We start from the raw sequence: 15,994 nt of genomic DNA, 5'->3' as shown, positions 1-15,994 counted from the left end.
ATGGCTTTAATCAAATTTAAAACTAGTAATTTCCCCAAGCATTTCAGCTTTCAAACCATATCTCCCTGATATGCCTTTATTAGAAAACAGTACTTACACCAGACCCAAGTGGCTGTTTAGCGGACACTTAGAGACAATTTACCCCTCACTTTTTAGAAGAGTCAGTGTACCTAATCCCGTTAAAGAGAGAATTTCAACTAGTGACGGAGACTTTCTTGATCTGGACTGGTATCGCCAAGAAAAGCATAAATTAGTCATTATCAGTCACGGATTGGAAGGTAATAGCACTCGAGCATATATGCTTGGAATGGTGAATTCCTTCCTGCAAAATGGCTACGACGTACTAACCTGGAACTTTAGAAGCTGTAGTGATGAAATGAACAAACAGGTAATTTTCTATCACTCTGGAGCCACCTATGATCTAGACCTGGTAGTGAAGCATGCCTACAATTCTTATGATGAAATAAATCTAGTTGGTTTTAGCTTGGGAGGAAACCTGACACTAAAATACCTAGGGGAAAAAGGAAATAGCCTTTCAAAAATCCATAGAGGAGTGGGTATATCGGTCCCATTACACTTGGGAAGTTCCTCCAAAAAAATATCTGAAACGGAAAACACACTATACTCTAAACGCTTTTTACGAAGCCTAAAAAAGAAAGTTATAGAGAAATCCAATGCACATCCAGGTCAAATTCCTGTGGAAACGCTAAGAAACATTAAAACTTTGGCTGATTTCGATGATTTTTTCACTGGCCCTCTTCATGGCTTTGCTGATGCTGAAGAATATTACGAAGTGAATTCTTCCTTATACTTTTTGGATCAGATCAAACTCCCCACATTAGTCCTAAATGCGCATAATGACCCTTTTTTAAGCGAAAGATGCTTTCCTGTCAAGCTTGCTAAAACACTGGATCAGGTCTATTTCGAGTTCCCAAAACATGGTGGACATGTAGGGTTCAGCCCGGCAAATTCCGACAAACCCTATTATTCGGAGCAAAGAGCAGTTGAATTTATAAGCGCTGTTCTCTAACTTCCTGCCAATTACAGCAATATAAAATTATGTGTGGACGATATTCCTTAAGCAAAAGTAAAGAAGAACTCGAAGAACGATTTCAGGCAGAAATGTTTACCGATTTAAAACCTCGTTACAATATCGCTCCCACTCAGTTGGTTCCTGTGATTACATCCCAAAGCCCTAAAGGCTTTTCTTACTTCTACTGGGGCATTACGCCGGAATTTGGAAAAAACAGACCTGTAGCACAAAAGCTGATCAATGCTAAAGCGGAGACAGTAAATGAAAAAATATCGTTTAAGACCGCTTTCAGGCAGCGACGCTGCATTATCCCAGCTGATGGATTCTACGAATGGAAGCGTCTTGGCAAAAAAACCTCGGTCCCTTATAGATTTACTTTACGCGAAGATGAACTGTTCTCTTTTGCAGGAATATGGGAGGAATATGAGTCTGTAAATGGCGAAACTCAACATACTTTTTTGATACTTACTACAACTCCTAATAAAGTTGTTTCTGAAATCCATGACAGAATGCCTGTAATTCTAGACCGGGATGCAGAAAAAAAATGGTTAGATAAATACACGGAAGAAGAGGATCTTTTATCCTTACTCAAGCCTTATTCGGCGGATTCCATGATGGGCTTTACTGTTTCACCTTTAGTGAATTCCGTACAAAATGATAGCCCAGCCATCATCCGCAAAACTTCCCCTATGGATCAGCATGGCAATTACACCCTCTTCGGTTAATTCTGCGGCTTATCATTTCCCTTTTTGCTAGAGTAAATTGAACTAGCGATATTGGGAGTCAATTTTAAGACAACCCAAATTGACATGCAAAAATCTAGAATCCTAGGAGTTGGGCACTATGTGCCAGAACGAACTGTGACTAACAATGAACTCTCAGAAATGATGAACACCAATAATGAGTGGATCGTCGAAAGAACTGGGATCGAATCTAGGCACTGGTTTACTCCGGGAGTGGACACAGTGACAAGTATGTCTAAAAATGCCTCTGAAATGGCAATGAAAAGAGCTGGAGTACAAGCTTCAGAGATCGACTTCATAGTTTTTGCCACCATCACGCCTGACTATTTCATACCTGGAAATGGAGTTTTGCTTCAGCGGGAATTGGGCATGGGCACAATAGGTGCGCTCGACATTCGTAATGCCTGTTCCGGTTTTATCTACGCCTTATCTATTGCAGATCAGTTTATCAAAACTGGGATGTACAAAAAAATACTCGTTGTCGGAGCTGAGATTCAGTCATCTGCTTTGGACAAAAGCGACGAAGGACGTTCAAGCTCCGTGATTTTCGCAGATGGCGCTGGTGCGGCAGTTCTTGGAGCCGTAGAATCAGATCAACCTGGGATTCTAACTACACATCTTCATTCTCAAGGCGAGCATGCAGAGGAATTGTATTGTAAAGACCCAGGAAGTAGCCGGGAAGTACGACTTTCTCCAGAACTGATAGAGTCGGGAAGTTTCTTCTTAAAAATGAATGGAAACACTGTTTTCAAGCATGCAGTAGTGAGATTTATGGAAGTAATCAAGGAGGCACTAGATGCAAATCAGCTCGAACAATCTGCTATAGATTTACTCGTTCCACATCAGGCTAACCTCAGAATCAGTCAATATATTCAGAAGCAGCTAGGCCTTCCTGACGAAAAGGTATTTAACAATATCATGACCAAAGGAAATACAACTGCCGCTACGATTCCAATTGCACTAAGCGAAGCTTGGGAACAAGGTAGAATTAAGGAAGGTGATTTAATTTGCCTTGCAGCATTCGGCTCAGGATTCACTTGGGCTTCCGCCCTTCTCCAATGGTAAATGGCTGAAGAATCCAATTATTTAGATCTTGATCTTTGGCTTGACCAGGATATAATACCACGCCAAAATAGACTTAAAGCTAAGTTTTGGGAGATACTCGCCGAAGTTGGCAATTCATTCGAACCTGAAAAATTACAAGACATTCATAGCCGAAGTCGAGGAGTAAAACTTTCGAAGGGAAATGATCTCTTAGGATATCCCTACCAGGTATTGGATATTATCAGGGACTTTGATTTAACTAACGGTCTTAACATCCGCATATTAAACTGGTTTGGACATGGCCTTTTTCTTTTTGTCCAAATTGGAAAAAACAACCCAAAAGCACCTTTTCAGGAACTATCCGAAAACAAATGGGTATTTGATCAATCTTCCAGTCCTTGGGATTATCCAGAGATCCTTCTCAACAATGCATTTACAAATTCTCCTACAGTCAGTGATTTTGAGAAATCAACCTTCTATCAATGGCATAAATGCATTCAGATCTCAGGAGAAAAAACTACTATTGAAGACGAGATTATGGATGAACTAAAAAAATTGATATTCTTATTATCCTAAAAAATGAGATAAAGCTGGAATTAACTTATTTTTAAACAGGAATCGAGAACATTCGTACACTATTCAGATTCTCTTTTTGACAGATTCAGTTTTCCCCCTGAATCAATTCGAAACAAAGCCATATGAAACTGATCATACATCATGCATCCCACACCAAGATGATTATCAGGTATGAGAGATTACATATTGCCGCTAAGAAATAAATATAATCATATGAAATACATCCTAATCGCATTAATCCTTCTTAGCACTCCACTGTTTGCGCAAGAAAGTGCTATAGTTCGCCAATACAATTCGGACTCAACACTGATGGCAACTGGAGTTCTTACCAATGTAACAAGAGAAGGTTTATGGAAATATTACAATCCAAAAACTAATACTTTACTCACTGAAGGCACCTTTAAAAATGGGAAACGAGAAGGTACTTGGAGCAGTTTTTATCCCGATGGTAAAAGAAAGGCGGTAGCAGAATACAGAGATGGGATACTTTTTGGCACTTCCAAATTATACGATGCTGAAGGGGCTTTGAAGAAAGAAATGGTTTTTAAGGATTCAGTTATTGTAGGGAAATACATAGAATATTTTGGCAGAACTGGTGTTCCAGATTACATTGATCCAAACCAAATCTCTATAGAAGGTCAGTATGAAAACAGCAAAAAAACTGGTCAATGGTTACAGTATTATGCATTCGGAGAGCTCGCCGTTAGAGAGTTTTATGTCAATGGAGTAAGAGAAGGTCCTTTTTTAGAATACGATCAAGAAGGAGTATTAATCACTGAGGCGGTATATAAAGGAGGGGAACTGGACGGATCCTTCAAAAGACTAACCTATCCAAATCTAGTGGTCGAAGAAGGGACTTATAAAAATGGCAAAAAAATAGGCGAATGGATACGCTATTTCCCAGGCACCAAAGCGAAAGAATCGGAGGAGTTTTTCGATGCAAATGGTAAGCGGATTGGCACTTGGAGGTATTTCTACGAAAATCAAAGGCTTGCAAGAATAGAAAGATATGAGAATGGTATAGCGGTAGGAACTTGGGAAGAATACTATCCAAACAAGGCAGTTGCTAAACGTAAAACTTACGAATTAGGGGTTCCAGTAGGTGATTATGTAGAATATCACAGCACAGGAGAAGTCTCTGTATCAGGGAAATATCAAACTGGAATGAAAACAGGGATATGGAAAAGCTTTTTCCCTGATGGAGAAATCTACTCAGTCGGTGAATATAGAAATGACCTCAAAACTGGCCTTTGGAAATATTTCAACAAAATCGGAATCTTAGTAGCTGAAGGCGAATATACACTCGGTCTTGAAAATGGCCAGTGGGTTTATTACTACGATGGAGGTCAACTGAAATCTGTAGGAAGCTATAACATCGGATTCGAAAATGGAATCTGGGGACTTTTCTATGACAATAAGCAGCTTACTCAAGAAGAATTTTGGGACAATGGCCGCCTCATGAATATAAGTGATTACAAAACTTATGACGGAACTAAAACTTTGGACAAAGGCACTCTGAAAGATGGTAATGGGACTAGAATCACTTACTATGTCAATGGTAAGAAGGAGTCAGAAGGCAATTACAACTCCGGAAAAGCTGGTGGAACTTGGCTTTTCTACCATGAAAATGGCAGAAAAGCATCTGAAGGTCAAATGAAAGATGGAAGAAAAGAAGGGCCTTGGAGATACTATAATCCAGCTGGACGACTGGAAGATTTAATCAATTATAAAGACGATGAGATCCAAGAAGAATCCATTAGTAGCCTTCTCAATTTCAACTAACCCATAACAATTCTATTACCTCACAGGTTATTCTCCTAAAACTCTTATGTTCGGATTATTTAATAAGAAATCAGAAAAGGAAAAACTACAGGAAGCTTATTCCAAAAAATTAGCGGAAGTGCACAAAGCATCGCAAGTAAATAGGAAGGAAGCAGACCGTCTGGCAGCTGAAGCTGAAGAGATCGCCAAAAAGATTGACTTAGCGTAAAAAGCGTTTCATGTTACAAAAATCACTTTTTAAACGCAGTATTTTGATTTTCAGATAATTACAAGTATATTCAATCACTGTTTCAGCTAGTCTTGTAGAATTTTTTTTTAACTGATTAGTTTATTTAAGGGTGATTGAGCTACAGACGACAAGCATTAATCTTTTTAAGCTCGGGCTAAACCCGAGCTTTTTTTTTATTTTCTAGAATAGTCATCTTCCACCCTCACAATATCATCTTCATTGGAAGGATTTTCTGGGTCCACGTGCATCCATATTTCAGCTACTATACCCCAAGTGTCCAAACCAACCAGACGGTGACGTTCTCCTTGTTTCAATGACACTGTCTCACTTAGCTGCATTTGTTTCATTTCCCCAAGTTCATCAGTTTCGCTCCTTACAATTCCCGACACGCCGTTAATCAACTTCCAAAGCTCTGCTCTTCGGAAATGATACTGCCAAGAAAGACGAGCTCCAGGTGCCACCAATAAAAATTTAGGGCTTAGCTTCTGTTCTAGTTGCTCTTCTGAAAGCGTAACATCCTCAAAAAACATAGCTCTAAATTCCCGAATCTGACTTTCATCCAGCACAAAAAAACCGCCCCAAGGCCTGGTCTGATCTACCTTAGAAATCCTAAACCCTTTTTCAGTCAAAAAGTCTTCAACTTTTCTGAATACCTCTGCTTTGCCCAGATCGGCATCAATGTCTATTAAATTCATATTGTTTTCAGTGATACGTTTCTCAAAAATACTTATTTCATTTATAATATAAAGTCCTCATTAATCTCTTTGAATTCAAATTATTTTATCAAAACAGGTCATAAACATCTAATTATTACTCGATATCTCAACAAATAGGCTTCGGTTACCTTATTTTTTTTGAAAAGTATTTTTTGAAAATTAAAAATTACCGTAATTCAAGCTCAACTTGAACCTATGCATCTAATAAACCCTCAACAGGTAATCGATAAAATGGACGGAGTGGTAGAAATCAAAAGCTACCTCAACAAAATTAAGATTATTAAGAACCTCTACGCCAAAGGCGCCAACACTGCAAGTGAGATCTGTGCTGAAGTAGGAATATCCTTACCGACAGTCAATTCACTATTGGGAGACCTGATGACAAGTGGCGAAGTAATCAAACAGGGACGTGCCGAATCCCAAGGCGGCAGGAAACCTGATCTGTACAGACTTGCACCCGATGCATTCTACGTGTTGTCTGTCGACCTTTCAAAGTTCAACATGAACCTCGCGCTCTATTCCTGCAATCAAACTATTGAAACAGAAAAAGAAAGCCATAAAATTAGCTTAGATAACGAGAAGGAGACTTTTGACCATATCTGTGAGCTAATCGAAGCGTACCTCATCAAAACTGGAATTCCTCAGGAGAAAGTAATTGCCATAGGATTCTCCATGCCTGGCTTAACCGATTCCATCGGGGGAGTAAATTATACTTACCTGAGATTTGGCAAAAACACGCTTCTTGAAAACCTGGAAACAAGATTTTCTAAAAAAATATTCCTGGAAAATGATGCCCGCGCCATGACCTTAGCGGAATTCAAATTCGCTACTGATCATCATTACAAGAATGTCCTTGGACTCTTCATAGGTTGGGGAATCGGACTTGGTATCATCATAGACGGCAAACTTTACCAAGGCGGATCTGGTTTCGCGGGCGAGTTTAGCCACTCTCCTATTTTCGAATCCAGAGATGTCACCTGTATTTGCGGCAAAAAAGGATGTTTGGAGGCTGTAGCCTCCGGAACGGCTATCGTCAAAATGGCGGAGGAAGCTATCAAGCTAGATAAAGACAGCATACTAGCTCGAATGGCGAGAAACCAGGAAAGCAGTATAGAGCCTAGTCTTGTGGTAGAAGCCGCTTTGTCTGGTGACCAGCGAGCGATCACCATTCTATCCGAAGCTGGCTTGGATCTTGGAAGAGGAATCTCCATGCTGATCCAAGTGCTCAACCCTGAGTTGATCATCATCGGTGGGTCTGTAGCCGAAGCCAATCAATACTTGATCACTCCGATTCAACAGGCCTTGAATATCTACAGCATGGCCAAGTCACGCGAAAAATCACAACTCGTACTTTATCAATTAGGTGAAGATGTAGGCCTTTTGGGTGGTGTGGCCGTAGTAAACGAACAGCTCTTCGAAGATGTAATCAATCGACTGGGGTAAATCTCAGCTTTTACATTAACTAAGAAAATCAAAATCATATCTTGCTTCTGGAGAAGCGGGATAGCTCATCTGGGTAAACCTAACTACATTTTTTTGATAAAAATCAGATAAAATCCTCGCCTTTCTTTTTGGCATTGGAAACAAACTCACGGAACTTCTTCTCTGCGTCTAGTTTGCAGATTAGCAGCACATTATCTGTCTCATTCACCAAGTAATTATCGAGACCCTGTACGACCACTAATTTACCACTATCTACTTTAATGTAGCTGTTTTCAGTATCGTAGAGAATTGCGTTTGCATCTACCACATTGTTATTTTCATCCTTCTCTCTCAGATCATACAAGCTATTCCAAGAACCCAAATCTGACCAGCCAAAATCACCTAGAATCACATACACATGATTTGACTTTTCCATTACTCCGTAGTCTATGGATATATTTTTCAATTGAGTATAGGCACGTGACACAAATTCAGCCTCTTTATCAGTCCCATATATACCCTTTCCCTCTTCAAAAACCTCTGCCATATCCGGCATATGCTTTTCAAAGGCATGAATAAGACTCTTGGCTTGCCAAACAAACATTCCTGAATTCCATACAAAGTCACCACTTTCCAAAAAGGTTTTTGCAAGTTTTGAGTTGGGTTTTTCAGTGAAGGTCTTTACTCTAAAAGCGAGTGCTCCAGGCTTTTCTATATATTGAATATACCCATAACCAGTTTCTGGCCTATTTGGCTGTATACCGAGAGTGATTAACTTCCCCTCCTGCGCTTCTTCAACAGCCTTACTTAAAGTACGAGTGAATTTCCTTTCCTGAAGAATCAGGTGATCAGCAGGAGTAACTATTATAGTAGCTTCTGGGTCCAACGAATGGATTCTGTACGTGGCATAGGCAATACAGCTCGCTGTATTTTTCCGCATAGGCTCGGTAAGAATCTGATGATCCTTCAATTCCGGTAATTGCTCTTTAACTAGCGGAAGGTATTTTCTATAAGTAATGACAACAAACTGCTCAGGCTCGGCAATATCTGCAAATCGATCAAACGTCATTTGCAAGAGTGTACGACCTGTTCCTAGTATATCCAAAAATTGTTTTGGCCTCTTCCTTCGGCTATAAGGCCAAAATCTAGAGCCAATACCTCCGGCCATTATAAGAATATAGGGTTTATCGTGCATGTCAAAAATTAAACAATTCCTTCTTTCATCAATTCATGAATATGGACAAAACCTGCGATTTTATCCCCATTCATCGCCACTAGTTGAGTGATATTATGATTTCGCATCATATTCAGTGCACGAATGGCGTATTCTTGGGTTGAAATGGATTTGGGGTTTATAGTCATGATGTCAGACGCCTTGAGCAAATGAATGTCAAGCGATTTTTGCAGCATTCTTCGTAAATCTCCATCAGTGATAATTCCTTTTAAATTTCCTTCTGAATCAATTACTGACGTAGCTCCTAGTCTTTTCCCCGATATTTCAAGAATTACCTCAGCTAATCCCGCATTTTCAGTAACGACTGGAATTTCATTTCCTCCCAACACATCTCCCACTCTAAGATACAACTGCTTGCCCAAAGAACCACCAGGATGGTATTTGGCAAAATCCTCAGAGGTAAAACCTCTAGCCTCGAGTAAGCAAACTGCCAAAGCATCTCCAAGCGCCATATGGGCTGTGGTACTCGTGGTGGGAGCCAAATTATGAGGACATGCTTCTTCCCCTATACTGGCATTCAATACAAAATCAGCCTGCTCAGCAAGGTAACTTTTAGGATTACTCACCAAAGCCACGAGCTTGGAACCAAGTTTTTTGAGTAGAGGGACCAATACTTTGATCTCTGGCGTGCTACCACTTTTGGAGATGCAGATGACAATATCATCTTCCAATATCATCCCAAGATCTCCATGAATAGCGTCTGCAGCGTGCATAAAAAGAGCTGGAGTACCCGTCGAATTAAGCGTAGCCACAATCTTATTGGCTATAAGTGCACTTTTTCCAACACCCGTAATTACCACCCTGCCTTTGGAAACCAAAATATGCTCAACACAGGCTTCAAAATCACTATCTAAAAAATCAACAAGATTTAACACTGCCTGCGCCTCGTTTTGCAATACTCTCGTGGCTGTTTTTCTAATATTTTTAGCTAAATTCAATTTTACCTGCGTTTATAACTAGTTTTGAACCTGGGTATAAATGTAATAAATCATTCCTGTTTACAGGCTTTAGTTACCCTTTTAGCCCCCTAACAAGTGGAAGAAAAAGTAAAAGCAGATCTTAAAAAAATCTTTGGATTCAGTCAGTTCCGAGGAAATCAGGAATTGATCGTCGATAACTTGCTTAACAAACGAAATACATTCGTCATAATGCCTACGGGCGCTGGCAAATCTTTGTGCTATCAATTACCCGCCGTAATCAAGGATGGGACAGCTATAGTCATTTCTCCTTTAATTGCTTTGATGAAAAATCAGGTAGATCAGTTGCAGGCCTTGGGAATAAATGCCCATTTCCTGAACTCAACCCTGAATAAATCTGAGGCAGCACGCGTCAAAAGTGAAGTTCGTAGTAAAAAGACGAAACTACTATACGTCGCTCCGGAGTCTTTGACGAAGGAGGAAAATGTCGAGTTTCTCAAATCTGTAGAACTGAGTTTTGTAGCCATTGATGAAGCACATTGTATCTCCGAATGGGGACATGATTTCCGTCCTGAGTACAGAAGAATCAAATCAATAATTGCTCAGATAGCACCTAATTTACCAATCATTGCACTCACAGCTACTGCCACTCCAAAAGTGCAGCAAGACATACAGCGCAACCTTCAGATGGAAGAGGCAGACTTATTTAAGTCTTCCTTTAACAGAACCAATCTTTTCTATGAGATTCGTCCCAAAGTAAAGAATGACTCAAAGAAGGATTTGATCAAATTCATCAAAGGACACAAAGGAAAGTCTGGAATCATCTATTGCCTCAGCCGCAAAAAAGTAGAGGAAATTGCCCAGCTTCTCAAAGTGAATCAAGTCAATGCAGCCCCTTATCATGCCGGTCTGGATTCCTCAGTTAGAATTAAGACTCAGGATGATTTCCTCAATGAAGAACTTGATGTAATCGTAGCTACGATTGCATTTGGGATGGGAATTGACAAGCCTGATGTGCGATATGTGATTCATTACGATGTGCCAAAATCTTTGGAAGGATACTATCAGGAAACTGGTCGTGCGGGACGTGATGGACTAGAAGGGCATTGCCTTATGTTTTACCGATATGAAGACATCGTAAAACTGGACAAGTTCAACAAAGACAAACCAGTCACCGAGCGAGAAAATGCTAGAATCCTCCTGCAGGAAATGGCAGCATTTGCTGAAACGGGCGTTTGTAGAAGAAAATTCATCTTGAATTACTTCGGCGAGACGATGAACGATGATTGTGGCTTCTGTGACAACTGTAAGAGAGCTCGAGAGACTTTCGAAGGAATGGACATGGTCAGCATTGTTTTAGAGGCAGCTCAGCAAACCAACGAGCGCTTTGGCCTTGAGCATTTAGTGAAGGTAATCTTAGGCGAGTCAACTGATTACGTATCGAGTTATTCGCACGACAAACTTCCAGTCTACGGAAAAGGAAAAGATAGCACAGAGAAAACCTGGATAGGTGTAATCCGTCAGGTGATGATTCTGAATATGCTTGAAAAGGACATTGAAAGTTATGGTGTCCTGAAAATCACTCCTAAAGGCAAGGATTTCCTTGAATCTCCTTTTGAAATCGGTCTATATAATGATCATGATTTCGCAGCAGAGGTACAGACAGGACAGGCTGAATTAGTTATCAGTGCAGGCATCGCATATGATGAAAAGCTATTTGAACTGCTGAAAGCAGAACGTAAAAAAGTAGCCCGTTCCAAAGGTCTTCCTCCTTATGTCATCTTTCAGGATCCGTCTTTGGAAGAAATGGCAACCGTATATCCAACTACACGTGAGGAGCTAGCTCAAATCATAGGAGTTGGTATGGGAAAAGTCGTTAAATTCGGGTCTTCATTCTTGAAGTTGATCTCGAATTACGTGGAGGAGAATGAGATCGAAACTGCTTCTGATGTTGTAGTCAAATCATCAGGGACGAGATCTAAAGTGAAAATTTCAATAATCCAGCAAATCGACCGCAAGATTGGTCTGGATGAGGTCGCCGAAAACCTCAACATGAGTGTAAGTGATCTTCTTCACGAAATAGAGCAGATCATTTATAGCGGAACTAAACTAAATATAGATTACTACATAGAGAGTATCATGGATGAAGATCGGGAGGATATGCTCCACGATTATTTCATGAACGCTACGAGTGATCAGATTAAAGCAGCCTTAGAAGAATTGGAGGATGAAGATTTTGCAGAAGACGAATTGCGAGTCTACCGAATCAAATTCATCTCTGAGCATGCTAATTAACTTGAACTGAGTCAATGAATATACTCTTATTAGGAAGTGGAGGCAGAGAACATGCTTTCGCTTGGAAGATCGTACAAAGTAACAATTGTACCCAATTATATGTAGCTCCAGGTAATGCTGGCACAGAAAACATAGCTACCAATGTCAATATCAGCATCACTGATTTTGATGCAATCCGAGATTTTATCACATCCGAAAATATAGGTCTAGTAGTCGTAGGCCCAGAAGAGCCTTTGGTCAAAGGAATCGTTGATTACCTATTGGCACAACCAGAAACTGCCGAAATCCCAGTAGTAGGACCATCTCAACTTGGTGCTACTCTAGAAGGAAGCAAGGACTTTTCTAAGCGATTTATGCAGCGGAACAACGTCCCAACAGCAGCCTATGAGACCTTCACGGCCGCTCAACTGGATGCAGGCTTAGCTTATTTGGACAAACAAAATCTTCCTATCGTATTGAAAGCAGATGGACTTGCCGCTGGAAAAGGCGTACTGATCTGCTTGACACTGGAGGAAGCCAAAGCTTCTTTGAAGGAAATGCTTTTAGATAAAAAATTCGGCGAAGCATCTTCCAAGGTAGTGATTGAAGAATTTCTTACGGGAATTGAGCTTTCTGTATTTGTGGCTACTGATGGGAAAAACTATAAGATTTTGCCGGAGGCGAAAGACTATAAACGCATCGGAGAAGGCGATACAGGACTGAATACCGGAGGAATGGGAGCTGTAAGCCCTGTGATTTTCGCAGATGAAGCCTTCATGGCCAAAGTGGAAGAAAAGGTAGTGAAGCCTACAGTAGAAGGCCTCGCAAAAGAAAATATACCATACAAAGGATTCTTATTCATTGGCCTAATGAATAACGATGGAGAACCACAAGTGATTGAGTACAATGTTCGCATGGGTGATCCGGAAACAGAGGCTGTGTTACCTAGAATTGAAAGTGATTTCTTAGACTTACTTCATGGCATTGGCACCGGAACGCTGGATTCTTACGAATTGAAAATCTCTCCTGATTATGCCACTACAGTAGTAATGGTGAGTGGCGGATATCCTGGTTCTTATGAAAAAGGAAAGGTTATTTCCCTTCCAGAATCAGTCGTAGGCGCAGAGATTTTTCATGCTGGCACCGGTAGAAATGACAAAGGTGAATTAGTCAACCAAGGTGGTCGGGTAATAGCCGTGACCGGTAGAGGTGAATCTTTGCAAGAAGCGCTGAGCAACGCTTTCACAACTGTAAAAGGAATCACTTGGGACCAGGCTTATTACCGCAAGGATATCGGAATGGATATTCTGAACTTAATGTAATTAAACCCAAAACTAACCAGGGCTTTGCCCCTGTCTATATATTATGTCTGGATGTAGCACATGCTCAACCTCCTCAGGAGGAACCGGAGGCTGCCAAAGTAACGGCAGTTGCGGGACGAGTGATTGTAATAAAATGAATGTCTTTGATTGGCTATCTCACATGGGAATTCCCGAGGTGGACAACTTTGATATTGTCGAAATAAAATTCAAAGGAGGAAGAAAAGAGTACTACCGAAATGTAGATTTTCTTGCCTTAAATACTGGTGATCCAGTAGTCGTGGACGTCCCAAACGGACATCACATCGGCTATGTGTCGCTGCAGGGCGAACTTGTTCGTCTGCAAATGCAGAAAAGAAAAATCAGGGATGACGATGAAATCCTGAGAATATACCGTGTCGCCAATCAAAAAGACATGGAAAAATGGGGTGAAGCTCAGAATAGAGAGATCCCTACGCTCTATAGATGTCGTCAGATTGTAGATGAATTTGGGCTTAAAATGAAAATGTCTGATATCGAATATCAGGCAGATAATTCTAAAGCTACATTCTATTACTCTGCCGATGATCGGGTTGATTTCCGTGAATTGATCAAAGCACTGGCGGGAGAATTCAGAATCCGTGTAGAAATGCGACAAATTAGTCTTCGTCAGGAAGCTGGTAGACTTGGAGGAATAGGAGTTTGTGGTCGAGAACTTTGCTGTTCTACCTGGCTCGTTGATTTCAAAAATGTAAGTACTTCTGCTGCCAGATATCAGAATCTCTCCCTGAATCCAGGAAAACTGAGTGGTCAGTGTGGAAGGCTAAAATGCTGTCTAAACTACGAGTTGGACACCTACATGGATGCGATCAAAGATATCCCTGCCGTGGAGCGCCCACTTCAAACTGAATCTGGCCCAGCCAAACTTCAGAAAACGGATATCTTCCGTAAACTGATGTGGTTCAGCTACAATAACGACAACGACTGGCATAGCATCACTTGCGAGCGAGTGAAAGAGATTCAGGCACTGAATGAGAAAGGCATTAAAGTCTTTACACTTACCTATAACGAAGCTTCTGAGATCGAAGATCTAGCAGCTAAGTCTACTCGGGAATTGGAGCTTTTGGATAAGAAGTTTGCCAACACTAGTCCAAAGCGTAAGAAAAAGCCACGTCCACAAAACAGGACTGCTGGGGAAAACCGTAACCAACAGAATCCAAATAGACCGGCTCCAAAACCAGCTCAGTCTGAGGCGAAACAGAATGCTCCTCAAAACCCGAAACCTGCGGGAGAGCAGCCGAAAAAGCGTAGAAATAACAAAAACAGAAATAAGCCGAGAAATCCTGATGCGAATACAGGACAGACTCCAGCAGCACCTCAGCCGCAGCAAGCAAAAGCACAAAATCAAGCGCCAAAAAGGCAAAATGTGCAAAAGGCAAAACCTACTGAAGGGAACACCGGGAATGCTAATGCAGGAGATGCTGCTCCAAAACCACAGGGAAAGAAAAGATTCCCTCCAAGAAAAAACCAAGGGCCTAATCCAAATAAACCTGGGAATGAATAAGGTAAATTACTGCCTACTTATATTACTAATCCTCGTAAGTGGAGCCTGCACAGACGGGCGCATTTACGAGGATTTTAAAAGCTTGCCAAATCAAAATTGGGGCGTCACAGACAGCCTTATTTTTGATCTTCAGGAGGTAGAGCTGATCAATACACCGGATCTGGTGGCAGTGAAGTTTAATGAGGATTATTCCTTTTCCAACTGCTACATGAGAATCATCTCTAAGGATTCGGCAGGTCTGATTTTGGACAATAAACTGATAAACATCACGCTGTTTGATCCGAAGTCAGGCGAACCTCTGGGAGAGGGATTTGGTAATTCGTACACACGCTACGACACACTTCCTTTTCTATTTGATCAGAACACCAAAAGCATCACGCTCTTGCAGTACATGCGACAGGATCAATTACCTGGGGTAGAAGCAGTGGGAATCAAGATTTTGAAGTAAATCACTGATTTGGGTTAGGATAGTGATTTATTTCCTGCAGATATACGCTGAAAAAACACGCAGATTCTCTCAGATTTTAATTTCGATCATCCAACACAATTCACGAATCTTTAAGAAGATCCGCGTAAGTTATCTGCGCCAATCTTCGGGAAACAACTCATTTCAACTCTTTTCGAAAACATACGCTATTCTCAATCCCTATGTATTGCGCATAATTCGGGATGATGGAATAGCCTTTGTTTTTATATAGGGCTACAGCTTCTACCTGCCTTTTGCCAGTTTCGAGCACACAATTTTTATAGCCTAGTTCGGCAGCCCACTCTTCCAAGTGAGTCAATACATGGGAAGCAAAACCCTTTCCCCTAGCCTCAGGCTTGGTAAACATGCGCTTCACTTCCATAGTATCCTCATCAAATTCCTTGATCGCGCCACAAGCTACAGGAGCTCCATTTTCAGAGCAAACTACCACGTTATTTAACTTTACAATCGTATTGAATTGGTTGTAAAAGTCATGCTCCCGTCCGTCCTTCTCTGCTAGATAGGCATCCAGCAACTTTACCAGAGCTATAAAATCAGGATTAGAAGAATCTGTGCGCGTGAATGTGATCATGGGTTGAAGATAAATCAAAATATCTAGTATCAACCACCGAAATCAAACCACATAAAATGGTCTTTGTGTACACTGATCACGGTTTAGGAAAGGATTTCTTATCT

At 40.9% G+C, this 15,994-nt stretch carries 15 protein-coding genes; 11 read left to right on the top strand and 4 right to left on the bottom strand.

What is annotated here, in order from left to right; all coding sequences use genetic code 11:
- Positions 1-70: 70 nt before the first annotated feature.
- From BM291_RS09645 to BM291_RS21900, 6 genes are all read left to right on the top strand, one after another.
- A complete protein-coding gene (locus tag BM291_RS09645) occupies positions 71-1,030 on the top strand; it encodes a YheT family hydrolase (protein WP_092896729.1) in 960 nt (319 codons plus the stop codon).
- 29 nt (positions 1,031-1,059) lie between these two features.
- Positions 1,060-1,758 carry an SOS response-associated peptidase gene (locus tag BM291_RS09640; RefSeq protein WP_092896727.1) on the top strand — a complete coding sequence of 233 codons (699 nt, stop codon included), beginning with the start codon at positions 1,060-1,062 and terminating at the stop codon, positions 1,756-1,758.
- An 84-nt stretch (positions 1,759-1,842) separates the two neighbouring features.
- Positions 1,843-2,841 carry a 3-oxoacyl-ACP synthase III family protein gene (locus BM291_RS09635; protein WP_092896725.1) on the top strand — a complete coding sequence of 333 codons (999 nt, stop codon included), beginning with the start codon at positions 1,843-1,845 and terminating at the stop codon, positions 2,839-2,841.
- Positions 2,842-3,396 carry a hypothetical protein gene (locus tag BM291_RS09630; protein WP_092896723.1) on the top strand — a complete coding sequence of 185 codons (555 nt, stop codon included), beginning with the start codon at positions 2,842-2,844 and terminating at the stop codon, positions 3,394-3,396.
- A gap of 213 nt (positions 3,397-3,609) precedes the next feature.
- Positions 3,610-5,178: a toxin-antitoxin system YwqK family antitoxin gene (locus BM291_RS09625; protein ID WP_092896721.1), complete on the top strand. Its 1,569-nt coding sequence runs from the start codon at positions 3,610-3,612 to the stop codon at positions 5,176-5,178.
- 46 nt (positions 5,179-5,224) lie between these two features.
- Complete coding sequence (locus tag BM291_RS21900; RefSeq protein WP_139229072.1) at positions 5,225-5,386, top strand: Lacal_2735 family protein; 162 nt, start codon at positions 5,225-5,227, stop codon at positions 5,384-5,386.
- 194 nt (positions 5,387-5,580) lie between these two features.
- On the opposite strand, the gene BM291_RS09620 is transcribed toward BM291_RS21900, so the two are convergent.
- Positions 5,581-6,102, bottom strand: coding sequence for a cupin domain-containing protein (locus BM291_RS09620; protein ID WP_092896719.1), 522 nt, complete (start codon positions 6,100-6,102; stop codon positions 5,581-5,583).
- A gap of 216 nt (positions 6,103-6,318) precedes the next feature.
- On the opposite strand from BM291_RS09620, the gene BM291_RS09615 reads away from it, so the two are divergent.
- A complete protein-coding gene (locus tag BM291_RS09615) occupies positions 6,319-7,566 on the top strand; it encodes an ROK family transcriptional regulator (protein WP_092896352.1) in 1,248 nt (415 codons plus the stop codon).
- 103 nt (positions 7,567-7,669) lie between these two features.
- Here BM291_RS09615 and BM291_RS09610 read toward each other — a convergent pair whose 3' ends face one another.
- The gene (locus tag BM291_RS09610) at positions 7,670-8,740 is read right to left on the bottom strand and encodes a mannose-1-phosphate guanylyltransferase (protein ID WP_092896717.1); all 1,071 of its coding nucleotides are present in this window, start codon (positions 8,738-8,740) and stop codon (positions 7,670-7,672) included.
- 8 nt (positions 8,741-8,748) lie between these two features.
- Positions 8,749-9,717 (bottom strand): KpsF/GutQ family sugar-phosphate isomerase, encoded by a 969-nt coding sequence (locus BM291_RS09605; protein ID WP_092896715.1) that lies wholly within the window; start codon positions 9,715-9,717, stop codon positions 8,749-8,751.
- A gap of 96 nt (positions 9,718-9,813) precedes the next feature.
- Here BM291_RS09605 and recQ point away from each other — a divergent pair, with 96 nt between their 5' ends.
- The 4 genes from recQ to BM291_RS09585 all read left to right on the top strand — a co-directional run bounded on the left by recQ (position 9,814) and on the right by BM291_RS09585 (position 15,280).
- A complete protein-coding gene (recQ, locus tag BM291_RS09600) occupies positions 9,814-11,991 on the top strand; it encodes a DNA helicase RecQ (RefSeq protein WP_092896713.1) in 2,178 nt (725 codons plus the stop codon).
- Between the two features lie 14 nt (positions 11,992-12,005).
- On the top strand, positions 12,006-13,292 hold the full coding sequence (gene purD, locus BM291_RS09595) for a phosphoribosylamine--glycine ligase (protein WP_092896711.1): 1,287 nt from the start codon (positions 12,006-12,008) through the stop codon (positions 13,290-13,292).
- A 133-nt stretch (positions 13,293-13,425) separates the two neighbouring features.
- Positions 13,426-14,832, top strand: a complete 1,407-nt coding sequence (gene ricT, locus BM291_RS09590; protein ID WP_092896709.1) for a regulatory iron-sulfur-containing complex subunit RicT — start codon at positions 13,426-13,428, stop codon at positions 14,830-14,832.
- Positions 14,825-15,280, top strand: coding sequence for a gliding motility lipoprotein GldH (locus BM291_RS09585; protein WP_175499674.1), 456 nt, complete (start codon positions 14,825-14,827; stop codon positions 15,278-15,280). The genes ricT and BM291_RS09585 overlap by 8 nt, the downstream gene beginning before the upstream one ends.
- A 157-nt stretch (positions 15,281-15,437) precedes the next feature.
- On the opposite strand, the gene BM291_RS09580 is transcribed toward BM291_RS09585, so the two are convergent.
- Entirely contained in the window at positions 15,438-15,890 is a 453-nt protein-coding gene (locus BM291_RS09580; RefSeq protein WP_092896705.1) for a GNAT family N-acetyltransferase, read from the bottom strand.
- Between the last annotated feature and the right edge of the window lie 104 nt (positions 15,891-15,994).

The organism is Algoriphagus aquimarinus (assembly GCF_900112005.1).
GTDB classification, from domain to species: domain Bacteria; phylum Bacteroidota; class Bacteroidia; order Cytophagales; family Cyclobacteriaceae; genus Algoriphagus; species Algoriphagus aquimarinus.
Note: the sequence above shows the minus strand (reverse complement) of the source record. Positions and strands in the feature narration are given on the sequence as shown.

Coding starts and splice junctions, on each gene's coding strand:
- purD (WP_092896711.1), top strand. CDS start 12,006: ATGAATATACTCTTATTAGGAAGTGGAGGCAGAGAACATGCTTTCGCT.
- BM291_RS09625 (WP_092896721.1), top strand. CDS start 3,610: ATGAAATACATCCTAATCGCATTAATCCTTCTTAGCACTCCACTGTTT.
- BM291_RS09640 (WP_092896727.1), top strand. CDS start 1,060: ATGTGTGGACGATATTCCTTAAGCAAAAGTAAAGAAGAACTCGAAGAA.
- ricT (WP_092896709.1), top strand. CDS start 13,426: ATGAATGTCTTTGATTGGCTATCTCACATGGGAATTCCCGAGGTGGAC.
- BM291_RS21900 (WP_139229072.1), top strand. CDS start 5,225: ATGTTCGGATTATTTAATAAGAAATCAGAAAAGGAAAAACTACAGGAA.
- BM291_RS09580 (WP_092896705.1), bottom strand. CDS start 15,890: ATGATCACATTCACGCGCACAGATTCTTCTAATCCTGATTTTATAGCT.
- BM291_RS09620 (WP_092896719.1), bottom strand. CDS start 6,102: ATGAATTTAATAGACATTGATGCCGATCTGGGCAAAGCAGAGGTATTC.
- BM291_RS09635 (WP_092896725.1), top strand. CDS start 1,843: ATGCAAAAATCTAGAATCCTAGGAGTTGGGCACTATGTGCCAGAACGA.
- BM291_RS09585 (WP_175499674.1), top strand. CDS start 14,825: ATGAATAAGGTAAATTACTGCCTACTTATATTACTAATCCTCGTAAGT.
- BM291_RS09610 (WP_092896717.1), bottom strand. CDS start 8,740: ATGCACGATAAACCCTATATTCTTATAATGGCCGGAGGTATTGGCTCT.
- BM291_RS09630 (WP_092896723.1), top strand. CDS start 2,842: ATGGCTGAAGAATCCAATTATTTAGATCTTGATCTTTGGCTTGACCAG.
- BM291_RS09645 (WP_092896729.1), top strand. CDS start 71: ATGCCTTTATTAGAAAACAGTACTTACACCAGACCCAAGTGGCTGTTT.
- BM291_RS09615 (WP_092896352.1), top strand. CDS start 6,319: ATGCATCTAATAAACCCTCAACAGGTAATCGATAAAATGGACGGAGTG.